18 protein-coding genes are annotated in these 15,892 nt (G+C 71.0%); 9 read left to right on the forward strand and 9 right to left on the reverse strand.

Annotated features, from left to right (window positions below):
• Positions 1-19: 19 nt before the first annotated feature.
• A complete protein-coding gene (gene aroF / locus ABFX50_RS44280; protein WP_346155537.1) occupies positions 20-1,054 on the forward strand; it encodes a 3-deoxy-7-phosphoheptulonate synthase in 1,035 nt (344 codons plus the stop codon).
• Between the two features lie 114 nt (positions 1,055-1,168).
• Positions 1,169-1,456, forward strand: coding sequence for a YiaA/YiaB family inner membrane protein (locus ABFX50_RS44285; RefSeq protein WP_183658862.1), 288 nt, complete (start codon positions 1,169-1,171; stop codon positions 1,454-1,456).
• Positions 1,457-1,481: 25 nt separating this feature from the next.
• Here ABFX50_RS44285 and thiI read toward each other — a convergent pair whose 3' ends face one another.
• The 3 genes from thiI to macS all read right to left on the reverse strand — a co-directional run bounded on the left by thiI (position 1,482) and on the right by macS (position 4,654).
• Complete coding sequence (gene thiI, locus ABFX50_RS44290; protein ID WP_183658860.1) at positions 1,482-2,678, reverse strand: tRNA uracil 4-sulfurtransferase ThiI; 1,197 nt, start codon at positions 2,676-2,678, stop codon at positions 1,482-1,484.
• Between the two features lie 63 nt (positions 2,679-2,741).
• Positions 2,742-3,410 carry a response regulator gene (locus tag ABFX50_RS44295; protein WP_346155543.1) on the reverse strand — a complete coding sequence of 223 codons (669 nt, stop codon included), beginning with the start codon at positions 3,408-3,410 and terminating at the stop codon, positions 2,742-2,744.
• Between the two features lie 68 nt (positions 3,411-3,478).
• On the reverse strand, positions 3,479-4,654 hold the full coding sequence (gene macS / locus ABFX50_RS44300; RefSeq protein ID WP_346155546.1) for a MacS family sensor histidine kinase: 1,176 nt from the start codon (positions 4,652-4,654) through the stop codon (positions 3,479-3,481).
• A gap of 114 nt (positions 4,655-4,768) precedes the next feature.
• Between macS and ABFX50_RS44305 the strand changes: the two genes are divergently transcribed.
• Positions 4,769-5,596, forward strand: coding sequence for an MHYT domain-containing protein (locus tag ABFX50_RS44305; protein WP_346155549.1), 828 nt, complete (start codon positions 4,769-4,771; stop codon positions 5,594-5,596).
• A 116-nt stretch (positions 5,597-5,712) separates the two neighbouring features.
• On the opposite strand, the gene ABFX50_RS44310 is transcribed toward ABFX50_RS44305, so the two are convergent.
• Positions 5,713-6,738, reverse strand: coding sequence for a 6-phosphofructokinase (locus tag ABFX50_RS44310; RefSeq protein WP_183658853.1), 1,026 nt, complete (start codon positions 6,736-6,738; stop codon positions 5,713-5,715).
• Between the two features lie 122 nt (positions 6,739-6,860).
• Here ABFX50_RS44310 and ABFX50_RS44315 point away from each other — a divergent pair, with 122 nt between their 5' ends.
• Entirely contained in the window at positions 6,861-8,297 is a 1,437-nt protein-coding gene (locus tag ABFX50_RS44315) for an FGGY family carbohydrate kinase (protein WP_346155552.1), read from the forward strand.
• A gap of 54 nt (positions 8,298-8,351) precedes the next feature.
• Complete coding sequence (locus ABFX50_RS44320) at positions 8,352-9,062, forward strand: Clp protease N-terminal domain-containing protein (RefSeq protein WP_346155554.1); 711 nt, start codon at positions 8,352-8,354, stop codon at positions 9,060-9,062.
• A 52-nt stretch (positions 9,063-9,114) separates the two neighbouring features.
• On the opposite strand, the gene ABFX50_RS44325 is transcribed toward ABFX50_RS44320, so the two are convergent.
• Positions 9,115-10,041: a lactonase family protein gene (locus ABFX50_RS44325; RefSeq protein WP_346155557.1), complete on the reverse strand. Its 927-nt coding sequence runs from the start codon at positions 10,039-10,041 to the stop codon at positions 9,115-9,117.
• A 31-nt stretch (positions 10,042-10,072) separates the two neighbouring features.
• Here ABFX50_RS44325 and ABFX50_RS44330 point away from each other — a divergent pair, with 31 nt between their 5' ends.
• Positions 10,073-10,993: a bifunctional helix-turn-helix transcriptional regulator/GNAT family N-acetyltransferase gene (locus ABFX50_RS44330; protein ID WP_346155559.1), complete on the forward strand. Its 921-nt coding sequence runs from the start codon at positions 10,073-10,075 to the stop codon at positions 10,991-10,993.
• Here the strand turns inward: ABFX50_RS44330 and ABFX50_RS44335 are convergent.
• Both ABFX50_RS44335 and ABFX50_RS44340 read right to left on the reverse strand, forming a co-directional pair.
• Entirely contained in the window at positions 10,988-12,187 is a 1,200-nt protein-coding gene (locus tag ABFX50_RS44335) for an RNA polymerase sigma factor (protein WP_346155562.1), read from the reverse strand. The genes ABFX50_RS44330 and ABFX50_RS44335 overlap by 6 nt on opposite strands.
• Positions 12,184-12,543 (reverse strand): YciI family protein, encoded by a 360-nt coding sequence (locus ABFX50_RS44340; protein WP_346155563.1) that lies wholly within the window; start codon positions 12,541-12,543, stop codon positions 12,184-12,186. Before ABFX50_RS44340 ends, ABFX50_RS44335 begins: the two co-directional genes overlap by 4 nt.
• Positions 12,544-12,568: 25 nt before the next feature.
• Between ABFX50_RS44340 and ABFX50_RS44345 the strand changes: the two genes are divergently transcribed.
• Positions 12,569-13,198, forward strand: a complete 630-nt coding sequence (locus tag ABFX50_RS44345) for a GNAT family N-acetyltransferase (RefSeq protein WP_346155565.1) — start codon at positions 12,569-12,571, stop codon at positions 13,196-13,198.
• 9 nt (positions 13,199-13,207) lie between these two features.
• Entirely contained in the window at positions 13,208-13,786 is a 579-nt protein-coding gene (locus ABFX50_RS44350; RefSeq protein WP_346155569.1) for a TetR/AcrR family transcriptional regulator, read from the forward strand.
• On the opposite strand, the gene ABFX50_RS44355 is transcribed toward ABFX50_RS44350, so the two are convergent.
• The gene (locus tag ABFX50_RS44355; protein WP_346155570.1) at positions 13,768-14,835 is read right to left on the reverse strand and encodes an alkaline phosphatase PhoX; all 1,068 of its coding nucleotides are present in this window, start codon (positions 14,833-14,835) and stop codon (positions 13,768-13,770) included. The genes ABFX50_RS44350 and ABFX50_RS44355 overlap by 19 nt on opposite strands.
• 119 nt (positions 14,836-14,954) lie before the next feature.
• Between ABFX50_RS44355 and ABFX50_RS44360 the strand changes: the two genes are divergently transcribed.
• Entirely contained in the window at positions 14,955-15,314 is a 360-nt protein-coding gene (locus tag ABFX50_RS44360) for a hypothetical protein (protein WP_346155573.1), read from the forward strand.
• Here the strand turns inward: ABFX50_RS44360 and ABFX50_RS44365 are convergent, their stop codons facing one another.
• Positions 15,315-15,782, reverse strand: coding sequence for a Dps family protein (locus ABFX50_RS44365; RefSeq protein ID WP_346155575.1), 468 nt, complete (start codon positions 15,780-15,782; stop codon positions 15,315-15,317).
• Positions 15,783-15,892 lie beyond the last annotated feature (110 nt).

Genomic DNA, 15,892 nt, shown 5'->3' on the forward strand with positions numbered 1-15,892 from the left:
TCATTTTCAAGGAGAGAACATGGTCATCGTGATGGGCCCCGAGGCGACGCAGGGCGACATCGAGGCGGTCGTCGGCCTCGTGCAGGCGGCAGGGGTGGAGGCGTTCGTCAGCCGTGGCGTGCAGCGCACGATCGTCGGGCTGGTGGGCGATGTGACCCAGCTCAGCGCCGTCAATCTGCGCGGGATGGGCGGGGTGCGCGATGTCATGCGCATAACCGCCCCCTACAAGCTTGTGAGCAGGGAGAACCACCCCGATCGCTCGACGGTGCACGTCGGCGGGGTGCCGATCGGTCCCGACACCGTGACGCTGATCGCGGGGCCGTGCGCGGTGGAGACCCCGCAGCAGACGCTGGAGGCGGCCCAGATGGCCAAGGCGGCGGGCGCGACGCTGCTGCGCGGTGGCGCCTACAAGCCGCGCACCTCGCCGTACGCGTTCCAGGGTCTCGGCGAGGCCGGCCTGCGCATCCTGGCCGACGTGCGCGAGGAGACCCGGCTGCCGATCGTGACCGAGGTCGTGGACGCCCACGACGTGGACCTGGTCGCCTCCTACGCCGACATGCTCCAGGTCGGCACCCGCAACGCGCAGAACTTCGCGCTGCTGCAGGCGGTGGGCGCCGCGGGCAAGCCGGTCATGCTCAAGCGCGGCATGAACGCCACCATCGAGGAGTGGCTGATGGCGGCCGAGTACATCGCCCAGCGCGGCAACCTCGACATCGTGCTGTGCGAGCGCGGCATCCGCACCTTCGAGACCGCCACCCGCAACACGCTCGACGTGTCGGCCGTGCCGGTCGCCCAGCGCCTGTCGCACCTGCCGGTCATCATCGACCCGTCCCACTCGGGCGGCCGCCGCGACCTGGTGCTGCCGCTGACCCGCGCGGCCATCGCGGTCGGCGCCGACGGCGTGATCATCGATGTCCACCCGCACCCCGAGCAGGCGCTCTGCGACGGCCCCCAGGCACTGGTGGACGGCGACCTGCGGGAGCTCGCCGAGATCATGCGCACCTTCCCGCAGCTGATGGGCAAGGGCGTGGTCGGCGACGCGTTGATGGTCTGACCCCTTGGGCACGGGCTGGTACGGCCGGCGCGTCACGAACCCGCCTGCCGTACTCACGAGTAACTAAGTATTTCTCCGCATGTGTCGGAGTTCGTGGCGATCCATCATCAAGCCATGAACAAACCGATCCAGCCCACCCAGACAGCCGCCTTCTACATCCAGTCGATCCTGTCCTTCGGCCTGTCCCTGTCCGCCGTGGCGATCGGGGTCGCCTACCTGCCGGTCTCCGGCTGGATCAGGGCCTTCCTCACCGTCGGCGTCCTGTACGTGGTCACCTCGGCGTTCACGCTGGCCAAGGTGGTGCGCGACCGCCAGGAGTTCAGCGCGGTCACCACCCGCGTGGACCAGGCCAGGCTGGACAAGCTCCTGGCCGAGCACGACCCCTTCAAGGTCGACGCCTGATCCGCGCGCCGCGGCGCGCGGAGAGCTAGAGCGTGTACTCCTGGATGGAGTCGGCCAGCTGGACCGCCAGCTCCTCGGCGTCGAGGCGCTTCTCGATCAGCTTGAGGTCCTCGATCTTGGCCCTGGTCTCGGCCCGCTTGGGCGCGAGCAGCGTGCAGCAGTCCTCATCGGGCAGCTCGGAGATCTCCAGCGTGCCGATGCGCCGCGCCTCGGCCATGATCTCCGTCTTGTCCCAGCCGATCAGCGGACGCAGGATCGGCAGCTCGACCGCGTGGTCCTGGGCGGTGATGTTCTGCAGCGTCTGCGAGGAGACCTGCCCGAGCGCGTCGCCGGTGATGAGCGCGCCCGCCCTGATGCGGTGGGCGACCTCCTCGGCCGTCTTCAGCATCAGCCGCCGCTGCGCGATCACCGCGAGCCGGTCCTGGCCGGAGTTCCTGATCGACTGCTGGGCCTTGCCGAACGGCACGACCCACAGCCGCGATTTGCCCTGGAAGCGGTCGAGCCTGCGCACGAGCGCGTAGGCCTTGTAGATCGACTCTGAGGTCGTGAAGGGGATGCCGGAGAAGTGCAGGAAGTCGACGTGGAGACCCCTGCGCATCATCCGGTAGGCGGCCACGGGCGAGTCGATGCCGCCCGACATCAGCACCAGCGCCCTGCCGCTGCTGCCGACCGGCAGCCCGCCCTGACCCGGCAGGCCGTCGGTGAAGACGAACACCTCGTCGCGGTCGACCTCGACGAAGACGGTCAGCTCGGGGCGCTTCAGGTTGACCGGCAGGCCGTAGACGTCGTTGATGTGGCCGCCGACCAGGCGGTCGAGCTCGTTGGACTTCAGCGGGAAGCGCTTGTCACGACGGCGGGAGCGCACCGCGAAGGTGGCGCCGCGCTTGACCTCGTCGCGGTCCTTGATCAGCTCGATGGCGGCCTTGACCACGGTGTCGGGGTCCTTGGCCACCCGCCACGCGCGATGGATCCAGACCAGGCCGGGCACCTCGGTCACCCGCTGGGCGACCTGGTCGGCCACCTCGACGCCGGTGCCCGCGGGCAGGAAGATCGCGATCACGCCGTGGCGCTGCCGTACGTCGATCTTGAGGTCGAAGTCCTTCAGGGCGGCGCGGATGTTGCCGACGAGCCTGCGCTCGAACAGCTCGCGGTTCTTGCCTTTCAGGACGATCTCGCCCAGCTTGAGCAGAACGCATGGCTCGCCCAGGGCGGACATCGTCATGGCGGGAACCTCCGGAGGGATGCGGGAACGCGGCGCTGTCTGCAACGCCGCGACCCACCGAGTTTAGTCCGCTCCCGCGCCCGAAAACCCCGCGCGGGGTGGGTCGTCGTCCAGGCCCTGTTCGATGGCGTAGCGGACGAGTTCGACCCGGTTGTGCAGCTGCAGCTTGTTCAGCGTGTTCTGGACGTGGTTCTGCACCGTCCGGTGGCTGAGCACGAGCCGGTCGGCGATCTGCCGGTACGACAGCCCCTTGGCCACCAGCCGCAGCACCTCCGTCTCCCTGTCGGTCAGCCGGGGCCCCTCGGCCTGCGCCGCGGGCCTGGCCGCCAGCCTGCGGTACTCCCCCAGCACCAGCCCGGCGAGACCGGGCGTGAAGACCGCGTCGCCCGAGGCGGTGCGCGCCACCGCGTCCAGGAACTCCTCCCTGCTGGCCGACTTCACCAGGTAGCCCGACGCCCCTGCCTTCACCGCCTCCAGCACGTCCTCCTGCTCGGCGCTCGCCGACAGCACGAGGATCTTGGCGCCGCCGAGCTCCCTGGCCACCTCGGCCCCCGACAGGTCGGGCAGCTGGAGGTCGAGGACGACCACGTCGGGCCTGACCGCCTCGGCCACCCGCAGGGCCTGCCGTCCCTCTCCGACGGCGGCGACCACCTCGTAGCCCGCCTCGGTCAGGTCCCTCGCCACCCCGTCGCGCCACATCGGGTGGTCGTCGACCACCATCACCCGCACCATGCCGCCACTCTAAGCACAGTCACCGGCACGTACGGCAGGGCAGGCTCGCCAGGCTGGGGGGTGTGTGGTCACGTCGCCGGGTCTCGTCCTGATGGCCCCGGGCCTCGCCGCCCTCTGACAGCCCTCTCGACAGCGGCGGGCGGCTGGGCGGAGGGGACGGTGATCTCGACCTCGGTGCCCTCGCCGCCCGAGGAGATGATCGACACGCGGCCGCCCAGGTCCGCCACCCTGCCCTCGATCGACTGCGCCACGCCGAGCCGTCCCTCCGCGCGGGCCTGCTCCAGCCGTCCCTCCTCGATCCCCTCTCCCTCGTCACGCACGCTGACCGTCACCTCGCCCTCCCCCTCCTCCGCGAAGACCCACGCCCTCGCCTCCGGCCCGCAGTGCGCCCGCACGTTGTCCAGCGCCGCCCGCACGGCCGCCGCCACCTCCTCGGCCACGCTGCCGGGCAGGACGATGGGGGTGGCCGGGGTGGAGACCGTGACCTGGGCGGAGCCGTACCTCATGAGCAGCGCCCGCAGATCGGCCGAGCCCGTCGGCGCGGGGCGGACGGCGAGCAGCTCGCGCAGCGCCGCCTCCTGCTGCCCGGCGAGCCTGCCGAGCTCGGCCGCCTCGCCGCCGATCTCCTGCCCTCGCCGCTGCACCAGCGCCAGCACCTGCAGCACCGAGTCGTGGATGCCGCGCGCCAGCCGCTCCCTCTCGCGCTGCGCCGCCTCCATCTCGGCGGCCCGCTGCATGCGCTCCTCGGCCTGCTTGGCCAGGCGCGCCACGTGGCCGACGACGATGCCCGCCATGAACAGCAGCACCGCGCCGTTGAGGAGGACGGGCGAGTCCGGCCCGTTCACGCGCACCCAGAGGTCGGCGCCCGCGACGATGGCCGCCGCGACCGCGCCCAGGCGGCGCCCGCCGTACACCGCCCAGGCCAGCACGGGGCTCGCGACCCAGATCGCGGGCACCGGCATGCTGCCCGGCTGGCCCTGGAACTGACCCTGCACGTACGGCGTGGCCAGCAGGCATGCGAGAGTCACCAGCATGTCGATCACCAGCAGCGGCCTGCCGCGCAGCGCCCTGACGGAGTAGGCGAAGGTCGAGGCGGCCGTCCAGAGCGCCATGACGGCGATGACCACCCAGCCCGTCAAGGGCTCGGCGAAGCCCTCGTGCTGGGCCATCAGAACGGCCGCGTACACGAGCGAGGCGACCCTGAAGACGGCGATCGCCCGCCAGAACGGTCCCTCGATTGTCATGAGTATTTCTCGCGTTTCCGACACGCCAGTTGACAGATAGTGATCCTATCCATGCAAATTGGACGCTACGCCTGCCACAATCCGGTAGATCCCTATGGCAAGGAATCTCACAACATGTCCGCTGTTAATCATTTCACCCAGGGCCCGCTCACGCCGATCCTCGCGTACGTGATGTCGGCGATCGGGTCAATGCTCGGACTGCGGCTGACGGCCCAGGCCAACGCCTCGACAGGCTCCTCGCGCGCCCGCTGGCTCGTCGCCGCCGCCATCTCCATCGGCGGCACCGGCATCTGGGTGATGCACTTCATCGCCATGATGGGCTTCGACGTGGAGGGCACGCAGATCAGGTATGACGTGCCGCTCACCGTGGCCTCCGCGCTCGTGGCCATCGTGGTCGTCGGCGCCGGTCTGTTCCTCGTCTCCTACGGCCGGGCCAGAGTGCTCTCGCTGCTGGGCGGCGGCCTGCTGGCCGGCCTCGGCGTGGCCGGCATGCACTACATGGGCATGTACGCCATGAACATGTCCGCGCACGTCTCCTACGATCCGCTGATCGTGGGCGCCTCCGTCGCCATCGCGGTCGTCGCGGCGACAGTGGCGCTGTGGTTCACGGTGCAGGTCAAGCGTCCGCTCGCCATCACGGGCGCGGCGCTGATCATGGGTGTGGCCGTCTGCGGCATGCACTACACCGGCATGTTCGCGATGATGGTGCAGGTCCACCCCGAGCCCGGTCACGTGGGCGGCGCCGACGCGCTGTCGTTCCTGGTCCCGCTGATGACCGTGGTCAGCCTCATCACGCTGACCATGCTCCTGATGGTCATCCTGTCGCCGTCGGAGCAGGAGCTCCAGGAGGACGCCGAGCTGATGGCCCGCCTGGAGATGCGCCGTCAGGCCGCTGCCCGCGCCCAGACCCTGCGCTCGCCCGGCCCCTACTCCCGCACATGAGCTCGAAGGCTCGGCCCGCGCGCTTCTAGCGGGCCGTGACAGAGGCGGCGCGGGCCGTACCCGGAGGGACGGAGCGGAGCAACGCTCCAGCCCCTCCGGGTACGGCCCGCCAACCGCTAGCCGAAGAAGACCTCGGCCTCCTCGTAGCGTTCGACCGGCACGGTCTTCAGCTCGGAGGTGGCCTCGTCGAGCCCGACGCGCACGATGTCGGTGCCGCGCAGCGCCACCATCGTCCCGAAGTCGCCCGCGTGGACGGCGTCGATCGCCTGCAGCCCGAACCTGGTGGCCAGGACCCTGTCGAACGCGGTGGGCGTGCCGCCACGCTGGATGTGGCCGAGCACGGTCGTGCGGGCCTCCTTGCCCGTGCGCTTCTCGATCTCCTTGGCCAGCACCTCGCCGATGCCGCCGAGCCGTACGTGGCCGAAGGAGTCGAGCTCGCCCGCCTGCAGCGCCATCTGCCCCTCGACAGGGTGCGCGCCCTCGGCGACCACGATGATCGGCGAGTAGCGGGTGCGGAAGCGGGACTCGACGTACTCGCAGACCCTGTCGATGTCGAAGGGCTTCTCGGGGATGAGGATGACGTTCGCGCCCCCCGCCATGCCCGCGTGCAGCGCGATCCAGCCCGCGTGGCGCCCCATGACCTCACAGATGAGCGCGCGGTGGTGGGACTCGGCCGTGGTGTGCAGCCTGTCGATCGCCTCGGTGGCGATGTTGACCGCCGTGTCGAAGCCGAAGGTGTAGTCGGTGCCCGACAGGTCGTTGTCGATGGTCTTGGGCACGCCGACCACCTTGACCCCGCGATCGAACAGCTGACGGGCGACGCCGAGGGTGTCCTCGCCGCCGATCGCGATCAGCGCGTCGACCCCGCCTGCGGCCAGATTGTCCTTGATACGGTCGACGCCACCTTCAATCTTGATGGGGTTGGTGCGGGACGAGCCGAGGATCGTGCCGCCACGCGGCAGAATGCCCCGTACGGCCTGGATGTCCAGCGGCATCGTGTCGCCCTCGAGGGGGCCGCGCCAGCCATCCTTGAATCCGACGAACTCATGCCCGTAAACACTGACACCCTTGCGGACAACGGCCCTGATCACAGCGTTGAGACCGGGGCAGTCTCCGCCTCCGGTGAGCACTCCAATACGCATGGCGGGTTCCTCCCGATGGGATTCACGACCAAACTAATGGGGCGGTGCGATCGGCGTATCGCCGACGCAACGCATTGTGCCCCTTGGCACGGACAATGGTCTAGACCAAAAGGTGAGGCGCCGTGAGCGTTTTGGCGATAGACGCAGGCACAACAGGCGTGACCGCGCTGATCGTCACTGAGGAGGGGCGGATCGAATCGCGGGGGTACGAGGAGTTCGCCCAGCATTTCCCGCAGCCCGGGTGGGTGGAGCACGCGCCCGAGGAGATCTGGCAGGCGACGCTCGCGGCCTGCCGTACGGCCCTGGACGGGGCGTCGGCGACCCCCACCTGTGTCGGCCTCACCAACCAGAGGGAGACGGCGGTCCTGTGGGACCGGCGCACGCTGGCCGCGCCGCGCCGCGCGGTCGTCTGGCAGGACAGGCGCACCTCGGGCATCTGCGCGCGCCTGCGCGAGGAGGGTCACGAGCCTCGCGTCTCTGAGCTGACGGGCCTGCGCCTCGACCCCTACTTCACCGCGACCAAGCTGACCTGGCTGCGCGAGAACGACCCCAGGGCATGGACGGACGGCGTCGTGGCCGGCACCGTCGACTCCTATCTGATCGCCAGGCTGACCGCGGGCGCCAGGCACGTGACCGACCCCTCCAACGCCTCCCGCACCCTGCTGTACGGCCTGGCCTCCGGCGGCTGGGAGCCCGAGCTGTGCGAGCTGTTCGGCGTTCCCGAGGGGGCCCTTCCCGAGATCGTGCCGAACTACGGCGAGATCGGCAGGACGGCCCCCGAGGCCTTCCTCGGGCTCGACCTGCCGATCACCGGCATGGCGGGCGACCAGCAGGCCGCGCTGTTCGGCCAGACCTGCTTCTCCGCGGGCGACGTCAAATGCACCTACGGCACGGGCTCCTTCCTGCTGGTCAACACCGGCGACGAGATCGTCCGCTCCGAGGCGGGGCTGCTGACCACGGTGGCGTGGCAGACCCCCTCGGGCGAGCGCACCTACGCGCTGGAGGGCGCGATCTTCGTGACAGGGGCCGCGGTGCAGTGGCTGCGCGACGGGCTCGGCCTGATCAACACCGCGCCCGAGTCGGAGGCGGTGGCCCGGACGGTCCCCGACAGCGGCGGCGTGGTGTTCGTCCCCGCGCTGACCGGTCTCGGCGCGCCGCACTGGGACCCCGAGGCGCGCGGCACGATCACGGGCATCACCCGCGGCACCACCAGGGCCCATCTGGTGCGCGCGACGCTGGAGGCCATCGCCTTCGAGGTGCGCGACGTGGTGGAGACGATGCCGCCGGTGGCCGCGCTGAAGGCCGACGGCGGCGCCAGCTCCAACGACCTGCTGATGCAGTTCCAGGCCGACCAGCTGGGCATCGCGGTGGAGCGCCCCGTGATCCAGGAGACGACGGCGCTGGGCGCGGCCTTCCTCGCGGGCCTCGGCTCGGGCCTGTGGTCCTCCACCGAGCAGCTGCGCAAGACCTGGCAGCTCGATCGCCGCTTCGAGCCGGGGGCGCGCGACGACGCGGCCTACGAGCGGTGGCAGGGCGCCGTACGGCGTTCGCGAGCGTGAGCCGATCGTCAACTCAGGGTTGACGGCCTATGGCCGTCAACCTATGGTTGACGTATGGAGACGAACGTCAAGCTCGACGACCTCATCGACGCCGTCAAGACCAGCGGCCCCGACCCGCTGACCCGGCTGTCCAACGCGGTCGTGCTCGGCGAGCACCTCGGCGAGGTCGCCGACCACCTCATCGGCCACTTCGTCGACCAGGCCCGCCACGCGGGAGCGTCGTGGACCGACATCGGCAGGAGCATGGGCGTGACCAAGCAGGCCGCCCAGAAGCGGTTCGTGCCCAAGGACGGGGCGAACCTGATCGAGGAGATGCGCAACTACACGCGCTTCACCGAGCGCGCCCGCCACGTGGTCGTCGCGGCGCAGGAGGAGGCGCGCACCGCCGCCAGGGGCCACATCGAGCCCGAGCACCTGGCCCTCGGCCTGCTGCACGAGCCCGAGGGCCTGGCCGTCAAGATCATGGAGCTACTCGGCGCCTCGCCCGACGCGGTGCGGGAGGCCATGACGACCACCTCCGAGGGGCAGGAGGCGACGCCCGAGAAGATCCCCTTCTCCGGTCAGTCGAGGAAGGTGCTCGAACTCACGCTGCGCGAGGCGCTGCGCCTGGGCCACAACTACGTGGGGACCGAGCACATCCTGCTCGGCCTGCTCTCACTGGAGGAGGGACCCGTGGCGGACGGCTTCGCCCGCCTCGGCATCGCCAAGCAGGCGGTGGAGGAGCGGCTCGAGCAGCTGCTCAGGGGGATCAGGGGCGAGGCCTGAGTCACGTGCGCGGGCCGCCACCACGCCGCCCGCACAAGACCGCTGATCGGCCCTACCAGGGCAGCACGCACGCGGGCGCGGCGACCTCGAACGTCTCCCCGGCAGGGCCCGGCAGGCCGTTGGCCAGCGGGAGCAGCGCGACGGTGTTGCTCGTCTGGTTGGCGACGTACATCGTGACGCCGTCGATGGCGAAGTGCCTGGGCCAGCTGCCCCCGCTGGGCACCTCCGCGACCTTGCCCAGGTCGTCGGCGCGCAGCACGGAGACGGTGTCGGGGCCCCTGTTGCCGACGTAGAGGTAGGCGCCCGCCACCTCGATGTGCGAGGGGTAGTTGGTACCCGGCTCGTCGCTGGCGAAAGCGGCGGCCACCTCATTCCACTCGGCGTCGTAGGTGCGCACCATGGCGTCGAGCTCGCCGGCCACGTGGCAGCGACCACCCTCGAAGACCAGGTGACGCGGGCCGGTCCCCGGGGGCAGCTTCACCGGCGCCAGCTCGGCGCCCGCGAGGGTGTAGCGGCGGATCTCGTCCGTGCCGAGGTCGGTCACGTGCAGGAGGTCGTCGTGGAAGGTGGCCTGGTGGGCGTGCGAGCACTCCTGCCGCTCGGCCACCGGCCCGGAGCCCGCGTGCCTGAGCACCACCGCCTCCCCGGCGAAGTCGCCGGACTCGTCGAGCCGGTGCAGGCTCACCGTGCCGTCGGCGTAGTTGGCCACGGCCAGCACCTCGCCGTCCGGGTGCACGGCCAGGTGGCACGGCTGCGAGCCCTCGCTGGAGCGCTCGGCCAGCGGCGTGAGCACGCCGTCGGCCACGGTGTAGGCGCTGACGAGCCCGTTGTCGGCCTCGCCCACCGCGTAGAGCACCGCGAGCGTGGGATGAGGGGCCAGGAAGGAGGCCTTCTGCGCGGCGACGCCCGCGATCACTGCCAGGTCGGGATTGACGGTCACGAGGTCGGGGCCATATCCGCCGACAAAGAGGTGCTTCACAGCGCACATCCTTTCATGCTTGACTATGTCAATGAACTCGTTGACGGAAGCAAGGATTGAGGGAATCAGGGCCTTCAATCGCTTCTACACCAAGGTGATCGGCGTCCTGCAGTCCGGCATGCTCGACTCGCCCTACTCCCTGACGGAGGTGAGGGTGCTGTTCGAACTCGCCCAGGCCGAGGGCCTCGCGATGGAGGCGGGAGAGCTGCGCAGGCTGCTCGACCTCGACGCCGGCTACCTGAGCAGGATCCTGACCAGGTTCTGCAACGACGGGCTGATCGTCAGGGAGCGCTCGGCGACCGACGCGCGCAGGCAGATCGTCAGCCTCACCGAGGCGGGCTCGCTCACCTTCGCCAGGCTCGACCAGCGGCAGGCCGAGGAGATCGCCACGCTGCTCGAAGGGCTGAGCGAGGAGGATCGGGGGCGGCTGGGCGCGAGCATGGCGACGATCCGCTCGGTGCTCGACCGCTCGGCCGCCCCACGCGGGCCGTACGTCATCAGAGCCCCCCGCGCGGGCGACCTCGGCTGGGTCGTCTGGCGCCACGGATCGTTCTACAGCCAGGAGTACGGCTGGGGCCTCGACTTCGAGAAGCTGGTGGCGGGCATCGTCAGCGCCTACGACCCCGCGCGCGACGCGGGCTGGATCGCCGAGATCGACGGCACGCCCGTCGGCTCGGTGTTCTGCATGCACAAGGACGACACCACGGCCCAGCTGCGGATGCTCATGGTCGAGCCGTCGGCCAGAGGGCTCGGGCTCGGCGGCAGGCTGGTCGAGGAGTGCCTGCGCCACGCCAGGGAGTCGGGCTACAAGCGGATCATGCTCTGGACCCGCGACTGCCTCGTGAGCGCGCGCAGGATCTACCAGGCGGCGGGCTTCGCTCTCGAGTCGGAGGAGAAGGCGGTCGAGAACGGCGTCGAGGTGGTCGAGCAGGTCTGGGCGCGCGACCTATGAGCGGGCGCGGACGGCGGCGGCGCGCGAGCTGAGGTAGCGGCGTTCGGGGTCGCTCAGCGTCGCCTTCGCGGCCAGCTCGTAGCCGGCTGCGGCGCCCTCCCTGTCACCCGCCAGCTCCAGCAGATGGGCCCGCACCGCGTGCACCCTGTGGTGTCCCGCGAGGGCGGGCTCGGACTCGGCCCTCGCCAGCTCCTCCAGCCCCGCCGAGGGCCCCGAGACCATCGCCAGCGCCACGATCCTGTTGAGCGTGACCATGGGGCCGGGCGCGAGCGCCCGCAGCAGGTCGTACAGGCCGAGGATCTGCCGCCAGTCGGTCGCCTCCGCCGTCGCGGCCCCGTCGTGCACCGCCGCGATCGCGGCCTGCACCTGGTAGGGCCCGATGGGGGCGGTGGCCAGCGTCCTGGTCAGCAGCGCGTCGCCCTCGGCGATCGCCGCCGAATCCCACAGGCCGCGCTCCTGCTCGGCCAGCGGCACCAGCGTGCCGTCGTCGCGCGCTCTCGCGGGACGGCGGGCGTCGGTGAGCAGCATCAGCGCGAGCAGCCCCGCCACCTCGCCCTCCGAGGGCAGGCGGGCGTGCAGCTGCCTGGTCAGCCTGATCGCCTCCCCGCTCAGCTCGACCCTGTTCAGCGAGGGCCCCGAGCTCGCCGTGTAGCCCTCGTTGAAGATCAGGTAGAGGACCTCCAGGACGGCCGGCAGCCGCCCTGAGGGCGGCAGGGAGAAGGAGGACCCGCTGGCCCTGATGCGCTGCTTGGCCCTGCTGATGCGCTGCGCCACGGTCGCCTCCGGCACCAGGAAGGCCCTGGCGATCTCGGCCGTGGTCAGTCCGCCCACCGCGCGCAGCGTCAGCGCCACCTGCGAGTCGGGCGTCAGCGCGGGGTGGCAGCACATCTGCAGCAGGATCAGCGTGTCGTCGGCCGCGGGGACGGCGCCGGCGGGCGGCTCCATCGCCGCCGCGCTCTCCTCCCTGCGCCGCCGCGCCGCCTCGTTGCGCCACAGCTCGATCCTGCGCCTGGAGGCGACCGTGATCAGCCAGCCCTTGGGATCACGGGGCAGGCCCTCCTGCTTCCACTGCACGGCGGCGGCCAGCAGCGCCTCCTGCACCGCGTCCTCGCAGGAGTCGAAGTCGCCGTAGCGCCGCACGAGCGCGCCGAGCACCTGCGGAGTCAGCTCACGCAGCAGCCCCTCGACGCTCACGTAAGCTCCATCACCGGCCGCACCTCGACCAGGCCGAAGGCGGCCTCGGGGATGCGGGAGGCCCGCTCGACGGCGCGCTCGAAGCTCTCGCACTCCAGCAGGTAGAAGCCCGCCAGATGCTCCTTGACCTCGGCGAAGGGTCCGTCGGTCGTGGTGGTCACGCCCTCGCGGGCCAGCACTCTCCTGCCCTGCGAGGGGTCGGCCAGCGCCTCTGACACGATCAGCTCGCCCGAGGCGGCGAACTCCTCGTCGAGCGCGGCGTAGGCCCTCCAGCCCTCGGCGCGCTGCTCGTCGGAGAACTCGCTCCACAACCGCCGGGTGGCTGGATTGTTGTAGATCAGGATCAGATACTTCATCTGCCGACCTTATGGGAGGACGCACATGACGCTGGAGGACTTTCTCATCCGCGCGGCCGAGGGCAGGCCGCCGGCCGCCGACGGCACGGTGACGATCGTGGCGCAGCCCAGCCCACGCGACATGGGCGTCATCGCCTTCACCGGGCACAGCGTGGTCTTCGCCGACCTCGACACCCGGTGGCTGCGCGACCGGCTGCCCGAGGGCGACCTGTCCGCGCCGCTGAACCCGCCCTTCCTGCGGGCCCTGGAGCTGGAGACGGGCCGCTCGGTCGACAACGTGGACGTGCTCGCCCTCGGCCTGCCCGAGCGGGGGCCGCTCCCCTCCTGGCTGACCGAGGTCACCGGCCACGACCACCCGAGGGTGGCGCGCGCGATGCGGCACCGCTCGGCCGTACGGGTGTGGGTGTGCGAGGAGGGCCTGCTGACGATCGGCAGGGGCGTCGCGGGGCGGTGGGAGGCGGCGGTCGAGGTCGCGCCCGAGCACAGGGGGCGCGGCGCGGGCAGGAGGCTCGCGCTGGCGGCCCGCCGGCTGTGCGACGCGCCGCTGTGGGCGCAGATCGCGCCGGGCAACGCCGCGAGCCTGCGCGCCTTCCTCGCGGCGGGCTTCGCGCCCATGGGCGCGGAGGCGCTCCTCGTCGCAGCGGAAAGTCGGTAAACTGCTCGCATGTCCGACCGTCCGGTACGCCGCCAGGCGCGCGGCCTCAGGCGCATGGCCGAGATCCTCGACGCCGCCGAACTGGTCATCGCCGAGGTGGGCTACCCCGACCTCACGACCAACCAGGTGGCGACCAGGGCGGGCATGTCCCCTGGCTCGCTCTACCAGTTCTTCCGCAACAAGGACGAGATCCTCGACGGTCTGGTCGCCCGCTACACCGACGATCGGCGCGAGTTCTGGGCCGAGCGCATGGCCTCCGTCACCCCCGACATCCCGCTCGAGGCGCTGGTCAACTCCTTCGTCGACGAGAGCGTGGCCTTCAAGGGCAGCTCGCCCGCCTACTGGGCGCTGCTGTACGGCTCGGCCACGGGCGACAGGCTCGCGGAGGCCTCCCAGCGGCTGCACGCCGCGATCGCCGAGCAGGTCGCCGAGATACTCGTGCGCCGCTCCCCCGCTCTCGACAAGGACAGGGCGCTGCTCATGGGCACGATGGCGGTCTCCATGGTGAAGGCCGTCATCCCGCAGAACTCACCGGAGCTGGTCGAGGAGCTCAAAGTCATGCTGGTGGGCTACCTGTCGGCCGCGTGAGCGAAGGGCCCCTCCACCTCGAAGGTGTGCCCGTCGACCCCCGCGGCCTCGCCGCCGCCTCCTGTCAGGGCGGTGAAGTAGAGCCGCCGCCCGTCGGGTGAGAACGCGGGCCCGATCAGCTCGCGGCGGTCGTCGCCCGCCAGCCGCAGGAACGGCGAGACCGCTCCTCCCTGACCGACCAGGGCGATCTCCCCTTCGCCCGCGACGAACAGCTCGCCGTGCGCGGCCCTGACGCCGCTCACCGTGTCGAGACGCCCCGTCTCGGCCTCGTACGCCCACAGGCGGCCGTCGCCCTTGGTGGCGAAGTAGCAGACGCCGCGGAGGTAGTGGCAGCCCCCGCCCCTGTCGAAGCGCGCGGCGTCCTCCACCTGGTGGCGGGTGGCCATGGTCAGCGCGGCGGGCGAGGGCACGGCCCGCCACGCGCCCGAGGTCGTCAGCACCTCCAGCGCGCCCTCGGTCAGGTCGCCCCAGTCGAGCGGCCTGAACCGGTAGAAGCAGCCGTCGGGCTCGTCCTCGGTGAGGTAGACGACCTGCCTGTCGGGGTCGAAGGCGGCGGCCTCGTGCCTGAACCTGCCCATGGCCAGGCGGGGACGGGCGGAGCGGGAGCCGTCGGGGTCGCACTCGAAGACGCGCCCGCGCGTGATCTGCTCGCACGACAGCCACGTGTGCCAGGGACTGGCCCCGCCCGCGCGGTTGAGGCTGGTGCCCGACAGGATGCGGTAGGCGTCGCGGACGTCGCCTCCGGCGCCGAAGCGCAGCGCGGAGACGCCGCCGAGCAGGGGCAGCCCCGAGTTGGACACGTAGATCCAGCCGTCGCCGTCGGGGAAGCACGCGCCGTCGCCTGGAGCCGAGTGCCAGGTCAGGCCCGCGACCCTGCGGCCGGAGCGGGCGAGGACGCGGCCCGTGAAGCCCTCGGGCAGGGCCAGCCCTTCGGCGTCAGGCCCCTGGAGCGGGCCGTACGGGCCCACCGCCACGCGCGCCCGCGGCGAGCCGAGCCACACCGACCCGGCGAACACGGCGCTCGTGCGGAGGAGAGTTCTGCGCAACATGAGGGCCTCCTGTAGACCTGGCCCAGTCGATCGCAACGACGTGAATGAAAAGGGAACCCGACTTCAAACACTACGCAAACCCTGCGCCGCCCCGGGCTGGGAGTCCCAGCATTCTCACCATGGCACCCGTGCGGCTCGCGCCGAGGATCAAGACGCGCAGGGCACTGGTCTTCCTCGACGGCGAACCTTCCCGCAGGCTCGCGCACGCCCTGCGCCTGTGCGGATTCGACGTGCGCAGGCGCGCCCAGCTCGCGATCGGCGCCAGGCCCGAGGAGGTACGGCGGGCCGCCGACCGCGTCTTCGGCCACCCCTACAGCGACGAGAACGCCTTCCTCGCGATCGAGGCGGCGCTGCCGGGGCTGGACCTGCTGGCGCTCATGGAGGCGGAGCTGGCGGGCTCGGGGGCCTCGGAGAAGGCGCTGCGCCAGCTCCTGGCCACCCGTCCCGCCATCGCCTCACTGGCGGAGGACCTGCTGTGATCAGCGCTGGGCCTGGAACATCCAGTGCTGCTTCTCGACGTCCTGCGTCACCGCGATCAGGATGTCCTGGGTGACGGGATCGGGCTCGTCCGTGGCGGCCACCCGCTCACGCATACGCCTGATGACCCCTTCGAGGATGTCCGTGAACGTGGCGACGACCTTTCCGTCATCGATCCACCCGTGCTCGGGCTGCTGCACCTTCGTCGCCCCCGCGACGGTGCCCGAACGCCCGTCAGGGCTGATCCCGAGGGCCACGGCCCGCTCCGCGACGGTGTCGGTGTGCTGCCTGGCCACGTCGACCAGCTCGTCGAGCTGGAGATGCAGCGGCCTGAAGTGGGGTCCGACGATGTTCCAGTGCGCCTGCTTGGCCACCAGCGAAAGGTCGATCAGATCGACGAGCGCTCCCTGCAGAGCGTCCGCGACGACCTTCTGCGCGTCGCCCGAGAGCGGTCCTGTGATCCTTGCCATGAGCTGCGCTTCCTCTCGTCGTTTCGACAATCGGTCTCACCTGAATGAACCCGGCAAGCGGGCCGATTCTTCCCATCCTTGACACTGTAATGATAACACTGTCATCATGA

It is taken from the genome of Nonomuraea recticatena, from assembly GCF_039533245.1.
Lineage (GTDB): Bacteria > Actinomycetota > Actinomycetes > Streptosporangiales > Streptosporangiaceae > Nonomuraea > Nonomuraea roseola.

Coding starts and splice junctions, on each gene's coding strand:
- aroF (WP_346155537.1), top strand. CDS start 20: ATGGTCATCGTGATGGGCCCCGAGGCGACGCAGGGCGACATCGAGGCG.
- ABFX50_RS44285 (WP_183658862.1), top strand. CDS start 1,169: ATGAACAAACCGATCCAGCCCACCCAGACAGCCGCCTTCTACATCCAG.
- thiI (WP_183658860.1), bottom strand. CDS start 2,678: ATGACGATGTCCGCCCTGGGCGAGCCATGCGTTCTGCTCAAGCTGGGC.
- ABFX50_RS44295 (WP_346155543.1), bottom strand. CDS start 3,410: ATGGTGCGGGTGATGGTGGTCGACGACCACCCGATGTGGCGCGACGGG.
- macS (WP_346155546.1), bottom strand. CDS start 4,654: ATGACAATCGAGGGACCGTTCTGGCGGGCGATCGCCGTCTTCAGGGTC.
- ABFX50_RS44305 (WP_346155549.1), top strand. CDS start 4,769: ATGTCCGCTGTTAATCATTTCACCCAGGGCCCGCTCACGCCGATCCTC.
- ABFX50_RS44310 (WP_183658853.1), bottom strand. CDS start 6,738: ATGCGTATTGGAGTGCTCACCGGAGGCGGAGACTGCCCCGGTCTCAAC.
- ABFX50_RS44320 (WP_346155554.1), top strand. CDS start 8,352: ATGGAGACGAACGTCAAGCTCGACGACCTCATCGACGCCGTCAAGACC.
- ABFX50_RS44330 (WP_346155559.1), top strand. CDS start 10,073: ATGAACTCGTTGACGGAAGCAAGGATTGAGGGAATCAGGGCCTTCAAT.
- ABFX50_RS44340 (WP_346155563.1), bottom strand. CDS start 12,543: ATGAAGTATCTGATCCTGATCTACAACAATCCAGCCACCCGGCGGTTG.
- ABFX50_RS44345 (WP_346155565.1), top strand. CDS start 12,569: ATGACGCTGGAGGACTTTCTCATCCGCGCGGCCGAGGGCAGGCCGCCG.
- ABFX50_RS44350 (WP_346155569.1), top strand. CDS start 13,208: ATGTCCGACCGTCCGGTACGCCGCCAGGCGCGCGGCCTCAGGCGCATG.
- ABFX50_RS44355 (WP_346155570.1), bottom strand. CDS start 14,835: ATGTTGCGCAGAACTCTCCTCCGCACGAGCGCCGTGTTCGCCGGGTCG.
- ABFX50_RS44360 (WP_346155573.1), top strand. CDS start 14,955: ATGGCACCCGTGCGGCTCGCGCCGAGGATCAAGACGCGCAGGGCACTG.
- ABFX50_RS44365 (WP_346155575.1), bottom strand. CDS start 15,782: ATGGCAAGGATCACAGGACCGCTCTCGGGCGACGCGCAGAAGGTCGTC.